10 protein-coding genes and 2 pseudogenes are annotated in these 14,134 nt (G+C 50.9%); 7 read left to right on the plus strand and 5 right to left on the minus strand.

Features of this window, described 5'->3' with window-relative positions; translation table 11 throughout:
• Nucleotides 1–2,388: a maltodextrin phosphorylase gene (gene malP / locus AC6I8R_RS21910; RefSeq protein ID WP_497832900.1), complete on the minus strand. Its 2,388-nt coding sequence runs from the start codon at nt 2,386–2,388 to the stop codon at nt 1–3.
• Between the two features lie 278 nt (nt 2,389–2,666).
• Here malP and malT point away from each other — a divergent pair, with 278 nt between their 5' ends.
• The 6 genes from malT to AC6I8R_RS21940 all read left to right on the plus strand — a co-directional run bounded on the left by malT (nt 2,667) and on the right by AC6I8R_RS21940 (nt 10,511).
• Entirely contained in the window at nt 2,667–5,369 is a 2,703-nt protein-coding gene (gene malT / locus AC6I8R_RS21915) for an HTH-type transcriptional regulator MalT (RefSeq protein ID WP_208726549.1), read from the plus strand.
• 125 nt (nt 5,370–5,494) lie between these two features.
• Nucleotides 5,495–5,818 carry a DUF3302 domain-containing protein gene (locus tag AC6I8R_RS21920; protein ID WP_415175475.1) on the plus strand — a complete coding sequence of 108 codons (324 nt, stop codon included), beginning with the start codon at nt 5,495–5,497 and terminating at the stop codon, nt 5,816–5,818.
• 4 nt (nt 5,819–5,822) lie between these two features.
• Complete coding sequence (locus AC6I8R_RS21925) at nt 5,823–6,959, plus strand: HlyD family secretion protein (RefSeq protein ID WP_415175474.1); 1,137 nt, start codon at nt 5,823–5,825, stop codon at nt 6,957–6,959.
• A gap of 348 nt (nt 6,960–7,307) precedes the next feature.
• Nucleotides 7,308–8,654 carry an ISNCY family transposase gene (locus tag AC6I8R_RS21930; protein WP_415175524.1) on the plus strand — a complete coding sequence of 449 codons (1,347 nt, stop codon included), beginning with the start codon at nt 7,308–7,310 and terminating at the stop codon, nt 8,652–8,654.
• Between the two features lie 49 nt (nt 8,655–8,703).
• Complete coding sequence (locus tag AC6I8R_RS21935; protein ID WP_497832901.1) at nt 8,704–9,096, plus strand: helix-turn-helix domain-containing protein; 393 nt, start codon at nt 8,704–8,706, stop codon at nt 9,094–9,096.
• Nucleotides 9,097–9,500: 404 nt separating this feature from the next.
• A complete protein-coding gene (locus tag AC6I8R_RS21940; protein ID WP_415175471.1) occupies nt 9,501–10,511 on the plus strand; it encodes a glycosyltransferase family 9 protein in 1,011 nt (336 codons plus the stop codon).
• Here AC6I8R_RS21940 and AC6I8R_RS21945 read toward each other — a convergent pair.
• The 4 genes and pseudogenes from AC6I8R_RS21945 to AC6I8R_RS21960 form a co-directional block, all read right to left on the minus strand.
• Nucleotides 10,501–10,845: a DUF1493 family protein gene (locus AC6I8R_RS21945; RefSeq protein ID WP_415175470.1), complete on the minus strand. Its 345-nt coding sequence runs from the start codon at nt 10,843–10,845 to the stop codon at nt 10,501–10,503. The two genes, AC6I8R_RS21940 and AC6I8R_RS21945, sit on opposite strands and share 11 nt — an antisense overlap.
• Nucleotides 10,845–11,906 carry a glycosyltransferase family 9 protein gene (locus AC6I8R_RS21950; protein ID WP_497832902.1) on the minus strand — a complete coding sequence of 354 codons (1,062 nt, stop codon included), beginning with the start codon at nt 11,904–11,906 and terminating at the stop codon, nt 10,845–10,847. Before AC6I8R_RS21950 ends, AC6I8R_RS21945 begins: the two co-directional genes overlap by 1 nt.
• 467 nt (nt 11,907–12,373) lie before the next feature.
• Nucleotides 12,374–12,670: pseudogene (locus AC6I8R_RS21955) on the minus strand (PcoE/SilE family metal-binding protein); the annotation flags it as partial.
• 201 nt (nt 12,671–12,871) lie between these two features.
• Nucleotides 12,872–13,390 (minus strand): annotated as a pseudogene (locus tag AC6I8R_RS21960) (hypothetical protein).
• Nucleotides 13,391–13,543: 153 nt separating this feature from the next.
• Between AC6I8R_RS21960 and fliD the strand changes: the two are divergent.
• Nucleotides 13,544–14,089 carry a flagellar filament capping protein FliD gene (fliD, locus tag AC6I8R_RS21965; RefSeq protein ID WP_497833058.1) on the plus strand — a complete coding sequence of 182 codons (546 nt, stop codon included), beginning with the start codon at nt 13,544–13,546 and terminating at the stop codon, nt 14,087–14,089.
• The last annotated feature ends 45 nt before the right edge of the window (nt 14,090–14,134 follow it).

Genomic DNA, 14,134 nt, shown 5'->3' on the forward strand with positions numbered 1-14,134 from the left:
TCAGCGTTCCGCCTGCCAGATACGTTGCTGATAATCACGGATCGACCGATCGGAGCTGAACATGCCGCAACGCGCGGTATTCAGGATCGCGGCACGCGTCCAGCCCTCCTGATCGGCCCACAACGTTTCCGCCTGTTCCTGTGCCTTCAGGTAGTGACGGAAGTCAGCCAGCACCAGGTAAGGATCGCCGCCCTGCGCGTTAAGGCTGTGCAGCAATTCGGCAAACGCGTGGGTATCGCCATCGCTAAAGGTGCCATCTTCCAGCGCCTTCAGCACCTGATCGAGCTGACGATCCTTCTTGCGCCACACGGCGGGAGCGTAACCCTGTGCTTTCAACGCGTTAACCTGTTCAACGGTGTGACCGAAGATAAAAATATTTTCGCTGCCAACCTGTTCCGCAATCTCGACATTTGCCCCGTCAAGCGTGCCGATGGTCAGAGCGCCGTTCAACGCCAGCTTCATATTGCCGGTGCCGGACGCTTCTTTTCCGGCGGTGGAGATCTGCTCAGAAAGATCGGCGGCAGGGATCAGGCGCTCCGCCACCGAGATGTTGTAGTCGGGGATGAACACCACCTTCAACCGGTTACCGACACGCGGGTCGTGATTGATAACATGCGCCACTTTGTTGATGGCGTAGATGATGTTTTTCGCCAGCGCATAGCCCGGTGCAGCTTTGGCACCAAACAACACCACACGCGGGGCGAGATTCGCCTGCGGATCGCTGACCAGCGTCTGCCACAACGCGATGATGTGCAGCAATGTCAGGTGCTGGCGTTTGTATTCATGCAGACGCTTAATCTGTACGTCAAACATCGCTTCAGGATTAATAGCGATGCCGGTGCGCGCCAGAACCCAATGCGCCAGCTCAACTTTATTGTGTTGCTTGATGGCGCGATAGTGCGCGCGGAAGTCGGCATCATCGGCAAAGGCTTCGAGGCCCTGCAACGCATCCAGATTGTTGATCCAGGGTTGCGCTAAGGTGTCGCAGATAAGCCGCGCCAGTGCCGGGTTGCATTGATTAATCCAACGCCGGGGGGTGATGCCGTTGGTGACGTTATGGAATTTCTCCGGCCACAAGCTGTGATATTCAGGAAACAGATCCTGCACCACCAGTTGTGAATGCATCGCCGCGACGCCGTTCACTGCGAAGCCGCCCACCACGCAGAGGTTTGCCATCCGCAGTTGGTTGTTATGCACCAGCGCCAGCTTTGCCCAGCACGCGTCATCGCCCGGCCAGCGCGCATCGACCTGTTTTTTAAGCTGGGTATTGAGGGTATTGATGATCATCATATGGCGCGGCAGCAGGGCGCGTACCATACGCACGTCCCAGCACTCCAGCGCTTCCGGCATCAGCGTGTGGTTGGTGTAAGCAAAGGTGCGGCGGGTGATCTGCCAGGCCTGCTCCCAATCCATCTGATGCTCATCCAGCAACAGACGCATCAGCTCAGGGATCGCCAGTGTGGGGTGGGTGTCATTGAGCTGAATCACTTCGTAATCCGGCAACGTGGCGATGGGGCGTCCGGCCTGATGGTGGCGGCGCAGGATGTCCGCCAGCGAGCAGGCACACTGAAAATATTGCTGCATCAGACGGAGCTTTTTGCCTGCTGCATGATTGTCGTTGGGGTAGAGAACCTTGGTCAGTTTCTCGGCATCAATGCCGGGCTGCTCGGCACGTAAAAAGTCGCCATCGTTAAAGCGTTGCAGGTCGAAAGGCTGTGCATGCTTTGCCTGCCACAGACGCAGCGGTTGCGTGATGCCATTTTCAAAACCGACCACCGGCAAATCCCAGGCTTCACCCTGCAACAGGAATGCCGGTTGCCAACGTGCATTGATCACCTTGCCACCAATGCCAACCGTGACGTTTAACGCGGCGTTATGGCTAAACCACGGATAGCGATCGCGCTGCCAGTCATCCGGCAGTTCCTGTTGCTTACCTTCGACAAAACGCTGGCGAAACAGGCCATATTGATAATTCAGGCCATAGCCGATTGCCGGTTGTCCCACGGTGGCCATCGAGTCAAGAAAACAGGCAGCCAGACGGCCCAGCCCACCGTTGCCTAATGCCGGATCGGTTTCACATTCCAGCACCTCACTCAGATTAATGTCCCACTGTTTCAGCGCATCGTTAACGGCGTCATACCATCCCAGATTCAGCAAGTTGTTCCCGGTCAGACGCCCAAGCAGAAATTCCATCGAGAGATAGTTAACGTGACGTTGAGGCGTGCTGCGGGCGTGAGCGGGAAGATCAGCCAGCATATCGGCCAGTGCACCACTCAGGGCATGCCACCACTGATGTGGCGTCATATCGCGCGCATCGCGTAAACCAAAACGTTGCCACTGGCGGGTGAGGGATTGCATAAAACGTGAACGATCAAAAAGCTGTGTCATAACCGGATGTCCTGTGAGAGCGAATAAAGTCTGCCCGCCAGTGTGCCTGTGGCTGGCTATACGCTCCTCCTCCTGCGGTAAATTCACCAGGGAGGATAAGCAGGGTGGAGAGGGTGAGGGGAATCTGAAAGTGTGTCAGGAATGTGATAACTGCCGCTTTTGTAAAGATTACTTAATGAGTTTGCTTGCAATCACTCCGCGAATAATCGAAGTTGTGTGAATAATAATTTCGAAGCGTAAAAAAATAATCGCTAAATGTAAGGGAGATGCATGCGTCTATGTTAATACCCTCGAAACTCAGTCGCCCTGTCCGTCTGGAAAGCACCGTCACGCGTGACCGCCTGCTGCAAAAACTCACCGCAGCCGGTAATTATCGGCTGGTGTTGGTGACCAGTCCCGCAGGCTACGGTAAGACCACGCTGGTTTCACAGTGGGCGGCGGACCAAAGCAATCTGGGGTGGTATTCACTGGACGAGGGGGATAATCATCCCGAACCTTTTGCTGATTATCTGATTGCCGCGCTGCAACAAGCTACGCAAGGGGGCTGTCCCCGCAGCGAGTTACTGGCACAAAAGCGTCAGTACATGAACCTCAATGCATTATTTGCACAACTGTTTATTGAGCTGACGGAGTGGCAAAAACCGCTGTGGCTGATCGTCGATGATTATCATCACATCACCAATCCCGCCATTCATGAGGCAATGCGCTTCTTTTTGCGCCATCAACCCGACAATCTCACGGTGATCCTGCTGTCACGTAATTTGCCGCAACTGGGTATCGCCAATCTGCGGGTACGTGAACAAATGATTGAACTGAGCAGCCAGCAGCTGGCCTTTACCCATCAGGAGGCGAAGCAGTTTTTTGATGGGCGTCTGACGGCACCGCTCGCCTGTGAAGAGAGCAACCAACTGTGTGATGACGTAGCAGGCTGGGCCACTGCCTTACAGTTGATTGCGCTCTCCGCCCGTCAGGGGGCCAGCTCCGCCCAGGATTCTGCGCGTCGCCTTTCCGGCATCAACGCCAGCCATCTCTCGGATTATCTGGTGGAGGAGGTGCTCGACAACGTTGACGTCGCCACGCGTCATTTTCTGCTGAAAAGTGCGCTGCTGCGTTCCATGAACGATGCGCTGATTACTTGCGTCACCGGGGAAGAGAACGGACAGATGCGGCTGGAAGAGATCGAGCGGCAGGGGTTGTTTTTACAACGTATGGATAATTCCGGGCAATGGTTTAGCTATCATCCATTGTTTGGCAGTTTTTTGCGGCTGCGTTGTCAGTGGGAACTCGCCGCCGAGTTGCCCGCTATTCATCGCGCCGCCGCAGAAAGCTGGATGGCGCAGGGGTACCCGCGCGAAGCCATTCATCATGCGCTGGCGTCCGGTGATGCAGGGATGTTGCGTGATGTGTTACTCGTCCATGCCTGGACGCTGTTTAATCAGAGCGAATTAACGCTGCTGGAGGCATCGCTCAAAACCTTGCCGTGGGAGACGTTGCTGGAGAATCCTCGTCTGGTGTTATTACAGGCGTGGTTGATGCAAAGTCAGCATCGTTTTTATGAGGTTAACAGCCTGCTGGCACGCTTTGAGGCGGCGTGTTGTCGCGATATCGACGAAGCATTACGCGGGGAATTTAACGCGGTTCGCGCCCAGGTCACCATCAACAATGGCAACGCCGAGGAAGCGGAACATCTGGCGATGCTGGCGCTGGAGAGCCTGCCTGAAAGCTGTTATTACAGCCGTATTGTTGCCACGTCGGTGCTGGGTGAAGTGATGCATTGTAAAGGCGACCTGGTTAATTCACTGAAGCTGATGCGTCAGACGGAGCAAATGGCGCGACGTGACGAGACCTGGCACTACGCGCTTTGGAGCCTGATTCAACAGAGTGAAATTCTGTTTGCTCAGGGCTTTTTGCAGGGCGCGTATGAGACACAGGAGCGGGCGTTTGTGTTGGTGAATGAACAACATCTGGCGCAATTTCCGTTACATGAGTTCCTGCTGCGCATCCGCGCGCAACTGATGTGGGCATGGGGGCGGCTGGATGAGGCCGAGCAGGCGGCTCGCGCGGGTATCCGGGTGTTGAAAGGGTATCAGCAGCAGCAACAAATTCAGTGTCTGGGCCTGCTGGCACAATGTTCGCTGGCGCGGGGCAATCTGGATAATGCCCGCAGTCACCTGAATCGACTGGAAAACCTGCTGAATAACGGTAACTGGCACAGTGACTGGATCGCTAATGCTGACGAAGTCCGGGTGATTTACTGGCAGATGACCGGGGATAAACAAAGCGCCAATACCTGGATGCGTCAGACGGCGAAACCGGCGTTCGCCAATAATCATTTTCTGCAAGGCCAGTGGCGCAACGTGGCGCGGGCACAGATCATGTTGGGTAATATGACGCAGGCAGAGGTGGTGCTGGATGAATTGAATGACAACGCGCGCGCACTACGATTGATGAGTGATTTGAATCGCAATTTGCTGCTGATGAATCAAATCTACTGGCAAACCGATCGCAAAGTTGATGCGCAGCGAACCTTAATTGAAGCCCTGAAGTTGGCACGCAGCACGGGGTTTGTCAGCCATTTTGTTATTGAGGGGGAGATGATGGCGCAACAGTTGCGGCAACTGATTCAGCTCAATATTCTGGATGAACTGGATAACCACCGGGCGCGACGTATCCTTGATGAACTGAATAAACATCACCGCCATAAATTTGCTCATTTTGATGAGGGTTTTGTCAGCCGTTTGTTAAATCATCCTGATGTTCCGGAACTCATTCGCACCAGCCCATTAACGCAGCGGGAATGGCAAGTGCTGGGACTGATCTATTCTGGCTACAGTAATGAACAGATTGCCGGTGAGCTGGCGATCGCGGCAACAACCATTAAAACGCACATCCGGAATCTGTATCAAAAGTTAGGAGTGTCTCATCGATCGCAAGCGGTGAATCAGGCGCAGTCAATGTTAAGAATGATGGGATATGTTTAATGATTTAACCCGTTAAACTCAGTGCCAATAATAAGCGTAGCGGGTGATTTTTTTATTATCTTTCTTTCTCGTCCCGGTTGTGACGTCTATATTTATCAGCAGACTGGTTTCATATCGAGGCAGATATGTTTCTAAACTACTTTGCATTGGGCGTTCTGATCTTTGTATTCCTTATTATTTTTTACGGGATAATCATCCTGCACGATATCCCTTATCTTATTGCAAAATCACGAAATCATCCTCATGCCGATGCGATACATGTGGCTGGCTGGGTGAGTCTTTTTACGCTTCATGTTATCTGGCCATTGCTCTGGATTTGGGCCACCTTGTATCGCCCGGAACGGGGTTGGGGAATGCAAAGTCAAAATGATTCGCTGGAACTACTTAAGTCACGCGTTGCTGAACTGGAGCGAAAACAGGGTATAAGTAACGCTCCTCCTGCGGAGTAATCGTATGGATTTACTGATTATTTTGACCTATGTGGCGTTTGCGTGGGCCATTTTTAAGCTATTCAAAATACCGATTAATAAATGGACGGTGCCAACAGCCGCATTGGGTGGCGTTTTTCTGGTAGGCGCACTCATCCTGTTGATGAACTATAACCATCCCTATACTGCTCTGGCACAAAAAGCGGTGATATCTATTCCTATTACGCCGCAGGTCACCGGTATTGTTAAAGAAGTGACCAACAAAACGAACACTGAAATTAAAAAAGGAGAGATGCTTTTTCGCCTGGACAGTACGCGTTATCAGGCGCGGGTGGACAGATTAAAGGCAGATTTAGCGACGGCCATTTCAAATATTCAGACGCTGAAGAGTCAATTAGATGAGGCCATTGCGAATACGAGCAATGTATCAGCAGAACGCGACCGTTTATTGAAAGACTACCAGCGTTATTTACAGGGAAGCAAAGCAAAGGTTAATCCATTTTCGGAAAGTGATATTGATCATGCGCGCCAGAACTACTTAGCCCAGGATGCATTGGTAAAAAGTTCGGTGGCGGAACAGGCGCAAATCAAAAGCCAACTCGATAGCACGGTTAATGGAGAACAATCACAAATTGTCAGCCTGCGCGCGCAACTGGCAGAAGCGCAGTACAACCTGGACCAAACCATCGTTCGGGCGCCGAGCGATGGTTATGTTACGCAGGTGCTGATCCGTCCCGGCACCTATGCCGCAGCCTTGCCACTGCGACCAGTGATGATTTTTATTCCTGAGCAAAAACGACAGATCATTGCGCAATTTCGACAAAATTCATTGCTACGTCTGGAGCCGGGGGATGAAGCTGAAGTGGTATTTACGGCAATTCCGGGTCAGGTCTTTCCCGGAAAATTGACCAGCATTCTTCCGGTAGTCCCTGGCGGCAGCTATCAGGCACAGGGGACGCTACAATCGTTGACCATCACACCTGGCTCTGATGGCGTCCTGGCAGTGATTGAACTGCAACCGAATGCTGATGTGGATGCATTACCCGATGGCATCTTTGCTCAGGTTGCTGTTTATTCAGATCACTTTACACACGTATCGGTGATGCGGAAGGTGCTGCTGCGAATGACCAGCTGGATGCATTATCTCTATCTGGACCATTAAAACCCAGCAGGCGTCGCTACGTGAATTCTGAGAGAAGCGCAGGAGGATTGGGCGGGAGATTTTGCGTAGCGCTGCCAGGTGTGTTCCGGTTTTTCCGTAGCGGCGCGATTTATCGCGCATCATCCACAGCGATGGTGACGTAAAACCTGCGCGATGAATCGCGCCGCTACGGGATGGGGTGGCGTTGCGGGGTTAACGGGATATCTAATTTAACATAATTCACGTTATACGAACTCAATGTTACTCCAAAGCGCTAATGTCGTACGGAACAATTCACAGATGTCGTCCCTGAACTAACCTTAGATCTCCTCAGGCTCAGCTCAGGATGCAGACTTTATGTTGGTGACCATGACAGATAAAGATCTTTACCGGCTCGGCATCATTCAGCGCGTTCACGACCACACTCTGCTGCAGCGTGAAGCCGCACGCCTTCTCGAACTCACGGTTCGTCAGGTACAGCGTGTTCTGCGGCGTTACCGTGAACACGGTGCGGCGTCGATTGTGTCTGCCCGCCGCGGACGTCCCGGCAACAACCGCATTCCCGAAGATTTACGCTGCGCCGCTCTGCAACTCATCCGGCAACACTACGCGGATTTTGGGCCGACGCTGGCCACCGAGAAGCTGCTTGAACGACACGGCATTCCGGTTTCCGTTGAGACTGTCCGCAACTGGATGATCTCAGACGGACTCTGGCGGCCACATTCACGGCGTCAGGTTCACATTTATCAGCCACGACACCGGCGCGACTGTCTCGGCGAACTGGTGCAGCTGGACGGATCTCATCATGCCTGGTTTGAGGATCGGGCACCGAAGTGCTGCCTGCTCGTGTACGTTGACGATGCCACCGGCCGCCTGATGCACCTGCGCTTCTGCGATTCGGAGTCAGCATTTGATTATATGACAGCAACGCGGGAGTATATTGATTTACATGGAAAACCCGTCGCATTCTACAGCGACAAGCACGCCGTTTTCAGGGTTAACGGTACGGACGCACGCCGCAGCGGCACCACACAGTTTGGCCGTGCACTGCGCGACCTGAGCATAGAGCTCATCTGCGCCAACAGCAGCCAGGCCAAAGGCCGCGTGGAGCGCGCCAACCAGACACTGCAGGATCGGCTGGTGAAGGAGCTGCGGCTGCACAACATCAGCTCCATCAGCGAGGCGAACCGCTGGATTACGGGCTTTATCGACGACTTTAACCGCCGTTTTGCGCGACCTCCCAAGTATCCGAAAGATCTGCACCGTCCGGCCGGTCTGACACCGGACGAGTTGGACGATATTTTTGCCTGGCAGGACCAGAGGAAGTTATCAAAATCGCTGACTTTTCAGTACGATAAAATGCTATATCTGATTGAACCCTCTGATGCCAACACCCGCATCGCGGGTGAAAAAATCACCGTGTTCGAATATCCTGACGGCAGGATCAGCTTCCGGTATGCCCACCGTGAGCTGCGTTATCAGGTTTTTGACAAGCTGGCCTGCGTGGATCAGGGTGAGATCGTCGATAACAAACGCCTCGGTACCGTGCTGCGGCTGGCGCAGGAAAAACAGGATGCACTGGAAGCTGAGGGTAAACGCTCACGCAGCAGAAAAATGCCGCGCCGACGGGCGCAGGAACGCGCGCTTGAAGCACTGAGGGCAATCAATCCGGTGCTGATCAGCCCGGAGGACTTTGTCCCCGACCTCAAACGCTGATGCCCTTCCCCTGCCCGCTTCAGCGGGCACAATGCCACAGGGAGGATGAATGAGTGAGGAAAAAAAAGTGATGACGCTGCAGGAACAGCTGCGGGCCGACCTGATTGAGATGTATCTGGCAGGCGACATCACAGCGGCGGAAACTGCGCAGTCGATGGAAGTCTCTCTCCGCCAGTGCCGGCGTCTGGTCAGCCGCTACCGTGAATCCGGTCGTGACGGCGTGGTAAATCTGCGCCGGGGAAAACCCGGCAACTATCAGCTGAAGGAAGAGCTGAAAACTCAGGCTGTGAAGCTTATCCGCACCCGCTGCCGTGGCATGAGTCCGACCGGAGCCTGGCGGTTACTGAACGCAGGCTTCGGGCTGAGCATCTCAAAAGAAACCGTCAGAAAGCTGATGATGGCCGAGAATACCTGGGTAGCCCACCCTGGAAAAATACCCTGAACAGCCAGACTCTCTTCATGTCACAGGTGACACTTTAACTTAGCCACTGAGACGACATCTCAATAATGGATAGACATGTGTTATAGAGGCAAAGCTGACCGGAGATGCGGATGTTAGGATATTTGAAAATGCCTGTTTTTAGTCAGTTCATAATATGCCCTGGTCATTATGCTGTTATTTTAAGCTATATATAAAAACGCTTTCTTTTCTCATACAAAACGCAAACCTTTTAAAGTTCAAATTAAGCCATCCGCCTTTTCCGGTTATCCGATCTATTGAACCAACCTCGCTGTTTGCTGACTAATATGTTAACTTTTGCCGTCATGTTAACGTTCTTAAGATGTTAACGGTGCGCGCCTAATTTTCGACCAGCCAGAGCAGTCTGTGCGCAGAGGATACCAGATATGAAGGTTTTAATTATTTGTCGGGATAATATTGGCGACACACTACTGACGACGCCGCTTTTAAGTGCGCTCGCACAGTCGGGCCAGCATCAGGTCGATGTGCTAACCAATAATTATGCGGCACCGGTATTAAAAAATAATCCCGATATACGACAACTATGGTATTACACCAAACTACATCACCGCGACGAAGGTCAGGGTCGACTGAACTGCCTGTTCCAACGATTGATGCTGATGATTAACCTGAAAAAGCAGAAGTATGATGCGGTGGTCCTCGCAAAAAGCCGCTGGGACCAGCATGGACTGAAATGGGTAAAAATCATACGTCCCGGCAGAGTCATTGCTTTAGGCGAAGAGTCACACCCGCTGATTACCGACCTGCTTCCACCGGCCAGTCAGTCTCAGCAACATATCAGTGAAATCCTGTTCAGTCTTGGACGACCGTTTAATCTCAGCGCCACTGCGCCAGGTAAACTGACGCTTTTACCGGATGCTGAGAGTGCAAACAACCTGCGTAACAGCTACGCCATCGATCCCTCTCTCCCGGTTTATGCATTACAAATTAGCGCCCGCAAGCCAAGCCAGCAATGGGAGGCCGCCCGGTTCGCTGAACTGGCAGACAAAATTGCTACCCGGCATCGTTGTCAGATTATGCTGCTGTGGTCACCCGGTAGCCGAGACAATCCACGCCATCCGGGTGATGACGACAAAGCTCGCGAAATTATGGCACTTTGCACGCACCTGCCGGTGAAAGCGGTGGCGACAACCACCCTGCCACAGCTTATTGCGTCCATGTCCTTGTCTCGCGGCCTTGTAAGCAGTGACGGTGGCGCGATGCACATTGGCGCTGCGCTGGGACTTCCGGTTGTCGCGCTATTTGGTGACAGTGACCCGGCATGCTGGCATCCCTGGCAGGTGAAGCATAAGGTATTGCAACCAGCCTCGCGCGATGTCAGCTCGCTTAGTACGGATGAGGTCTACGACGCATTCCTGCAAACCATCATTCAGTAACCACCTCTGGCCAGTGTCCAAGTCTGGCCGCTTTGCATAGCAGTGCAACCGTCAAGGGGTGATAAGAAAGCCCCTTCCGACGGGCAAACAAAGGGAATTGCAGGCGTGTTGCCGGAAAATAGCGTGCATCATCATAATGCTTTGAACTGACTGCAAAAGTGATAAAAAAGTCATTCATCAGATCTGCAAATTCAAACTCATTCAGGGGTAACTGTTGCAGGTAAAAGTTGGGATGATCAACTTTCTTAAACCAACCTAGTGCGGTTGGCTTGTTATGATATTCGATTAGAGCAATCACCGCTGCCAGCGTGCAGGGTTGTGGCGTGTTAGTCATTATCCCACCAGTTTCACTATGGCCTGTTCGACCTCTTCAACGGTGATCGAAGTCATGGGATGTTGCGAGTCATCTTCAGGCGGGCGGTGAATAATGATATGACGGTCACTGTCCTGACAGGGGCCGGTATAACGTGGATTGGCGGTAGAAAAGAGGCTGACGGTACGAACCTGCGCAGCGACCGCAATATGCATCGGTCCTGTATCACCCGTTACCAACAGATCCAGGCTGCGGATCAAGTTAATCAAGCCGCTGAGATTGGTTTTACCCGCCATCGGCGTAACATTTTTTCGGTAATGCAGCGGCAGGCTATCAATAAACTCCTGTTCTAGATGCTGCTCATGCGGCGCACCGGTCACGATGATTTCACAGTCAGGCCAACGAGTAAGCAGCGCTGCCACCAACTGGCAGAATGATGCTAGCGGCCAGCGACGAATATCTTTAGATGCACCTAACTGAAATCCAATACGCAGGTGGTCACCTGATCTCGTAACGCTGCTTTCCGATTCCGGCAGATGCATCCGGGTCTGATGCGACTGCGCACCGAGCGACTCAATCAATTTAAGTTTGCGTTTAATGGTGTGATCGTCGAAATAACCCGAGTAATGGTCCAGATGTTTATTAAGAAGTGGCGACTCGCTGCCGTAATGGTCGCGCACAATGACCTTACTGCCAGTTAATACTGCGCTCATAACATCGTACGGAAAATGGCCGTGTAATATCACCGATAAGTCGGGTTTCTGTCGGCGCAACTTGAAGAACAATGGCAGGTAATTCAGTAACTTATTGTCCCATATATAGATTTTATCAAACCACTGATAGCGGCTAACTAAATCCTTATTCTTCTTACTGGAAACCAAAATGAATTGACTGGCAGGGAAGCGATTTTTAAGGCTCCAAATAGCCGGTGTATTCATCAGAAAATCGCCCAGTGCAGTGGTGGAATAGATCACCACAGTTTTGGGATTAAGATCGTGTAAGGAAGGTGCTGTTTCCCTGCTAAAAAATCGCGAGTAAAGCGTTAAAATTTGGTCTATGAGATATAGTTTTTTTTTCTTCACGTTTGCAGCACCCTAACTGTATAAAAAATACTCAAAAAAGTCTTTTATGGATATTTAGAGGTTAATCCGGGGATTAAAGTTCATTGCGAAAGCACATTTTCATCCGGTTAACCTCAGATTAACTGGACAGGCTTCAGTTTGGCAATCTTCTCTAATGTACAGGGATGATGATTATAGCCCAGCAACATCACAGCATCACCTGATCCGAAGGGGTTATCATTTACTTCAAGCCACCGATTCTGGCTGCGCTATCACCCTTCAAACCCGGCCTGAAAAACGACCTCACTCCCCTTTCCTTTTCATCAGAAAGCAGCAGCAAGTGACATTCAAAACCGGAAAATCAGGGTGACATTATCAACATGGATAGACAAAATCTACCGGTTGGTTATGTTAAAGAATCTGTGTGCCGCTGGATTGCTGTTTCCTTTCTCATAACCTCGGTGAATTCAGAACGGCCTTGTTGTCTAATTCGTTGTTCCTTTTTGTGATTTCATCATTTTTTTGTGCATTTTAGCCATATTTTGGTGTGCCATAGCGCCGTTGTTTTGCATCATTTGATGAGACATAGCAGCCTGGTCATGAGCGCCCATATCCATCATTTTCATGCTTTCTCCCTGGGGGGCGCTTTTATCAGAGGAAGACTGAATCTGGTGAGCTGGAGCCTGCGCATTATTTACCATGTCGTGGATATTTATTTTTTCTGCTGCCCAGGAATATGAGCTAAAGGTCATAATGGCAACAAGCGATACAAGGATTTTTTTCATAGTGGATCTCCGGTTTAAAATTCCCCATGCAGCCAACAACTTAAATTCCAATAAGTGGTTGATATCTGACCTGGGTGGTGGTTACTCAGAAAACGGTGTGGAACTTATTTTCCACTCTGTTCCTGATTTATAGTCATTATAAAAAACCACCTCTGTTCATCGCATGACTAAATCATGACATTTATGTCACCAGAAGCGGGGTTACCGGAAACTCCACTGCACAGTGATAACGAAAACGCTGGGAATGATAATCCCCGTTTCGATGCCAAAATAAGAAGTGAAATTATATTGAAAGCCATGATAAATATAAGGTGAAAATCCAATGCCAGTTGCCTTTTTAAAATCATGATAAGAACCGTGATCACCACAATTTTTAAATGCATCGAAAAAGAACTCGCCGGTATATCCATATACGCCTTTGAACACCCAGCCGTTATCCCAGGAGGCTCAGTCCCTTCTCACGCCCATCGCAAGACAACGATCGTCGAAACTATTTTTCATTGTGCCAAGTAACACGCTATACTTCGAATCTTCAGAGAGTTTACGCTCAACAGAAAAAAAGTTATTTTCGAAATTCTCCGTGTATTGCCCGTGATTCCCGGTCAGATGGTAAACAAAAGAACCGGTATTGACTGAATAGAGATTTATTTCACTGGCATGACACCACAAAACCACAACGAGCAAATGATATCCTAATGTTCGGATTATTAATTTATGCATTTTAATATCCAACTTAATAAGAAAGGAAGTCGAACGATTCCTGCACCCTTACCCACGTTTTGGTTTTACATGAAGGCTTGCTGTATCCAAGCATAGCCCATTACGCCCTTCCCTCCTGCCTTTTAGCTCAAATTTTAACCTGGCCTGACCACCATTACGCTATATACCGGGAAAAACACCGTCGATGCTGGTCAGGATCAAGATACAAAAAATGGTGCGCTATTAGGTGATGGCACACTGCGAATAATCCAGACGCAATTAAAAGGCATTCTGGCCAATGGCTCGGGGTCGGCAACGTTTAAAACCCTCACCCAGGCGGGTATCACCACCGATCCACAGAACGGCAAACTGAGGCTTGATGCCGACAAGCTCAGTAATGCTATCTCTGCCACACCGGACGCAGTGCGGGATATCTTCACCGGAGATGGTAAAACCACTGGCGTGGCGACCGGGCTGGGAACCGGATTGGCAGCAATGCTGAATAGCAAAGGTGTTCTGCAAGGAGCGACGGATAGCATCAGTAAAAAGCTAAATGCGCTGACCGATCAATATAATAACGCCAGTAAAAAAATAGATAACACCATAGCCCGTTATAAAAGCCAATTTACTCATCTGGATACCATGCTTAACGCATTAAATAATACCAGTACTTATCTCACCACACAGTTCGAAAATATGCAGAACAGTAATAATAAATAATAAAAACGCCCCCAAATGGGGGCGTTTTCCGTCTGACGATTACTG

The sequence above is a fragment of the Pantoea sp. X-Soil-OKNW-713 genome, from assembly GCF_059730685.1.

Excerpts from the sequence above, each read along its gene's own strand:
- AC6I8R_RS21945 (WP_415175470.1), bottom strand. The coding sequence starts at position 10,845 with ATGACTAACACGCCACAACCCTGCACGCTGGCAGCGGTGATTGCTCTA.
- malT (WP_208726549.1), top strand. The coding sequence starts at position 2,667 with ATGTTAATACCCTCGAAACTCAGTCGCCCTGTCCGTCTGGAAAGCACC.
- malP (WP_497832900.1), bottom strand. The coding sequence starts at position 2,388 with ATGACACAGCTTTTTGATCGTTCACGTTTTATGCAATCCCTCACCCGC.
- AC6I8R_RS21920 (WP_415175475.1), top strand. The coding sequence starts at position 5,495 with ATGTTTCTAAACTACTTTGCATTGGGCGTTCTGATCTTTGTATTCCTT.
- AC6I8R_RS21930 (WP_415175524.1), top strand. The coding sequence starts at position 7,308 with ATGACAGATAAAGATCTTTACCGGCTCGGCATCATTCAGCGCGTTCAC.
- AC6I8R_RS21935 (WP_497832901.1), top strand. The coding sequence starts at position 8,704 with ATGAGTGAGGAAAAAAAAGTGATGACGCTGCAGGAACAGCTGCGGGCC.
- AC6I8R_RS21925 (WP_415175474.1), top strand. The coding sequence starts at position 5,823 with ATGGATTTACTGATTATTTTGACCTATGTGGCGTTTGCGTGGGCCATT.
- AC6I8R_RS21940 (WP_415175471.1), top strand. The coding sequence starts at position 9,501 with ATGAAGGTTTTAATTATTTGTCGGGATAATATTGGCGACACACTACTG.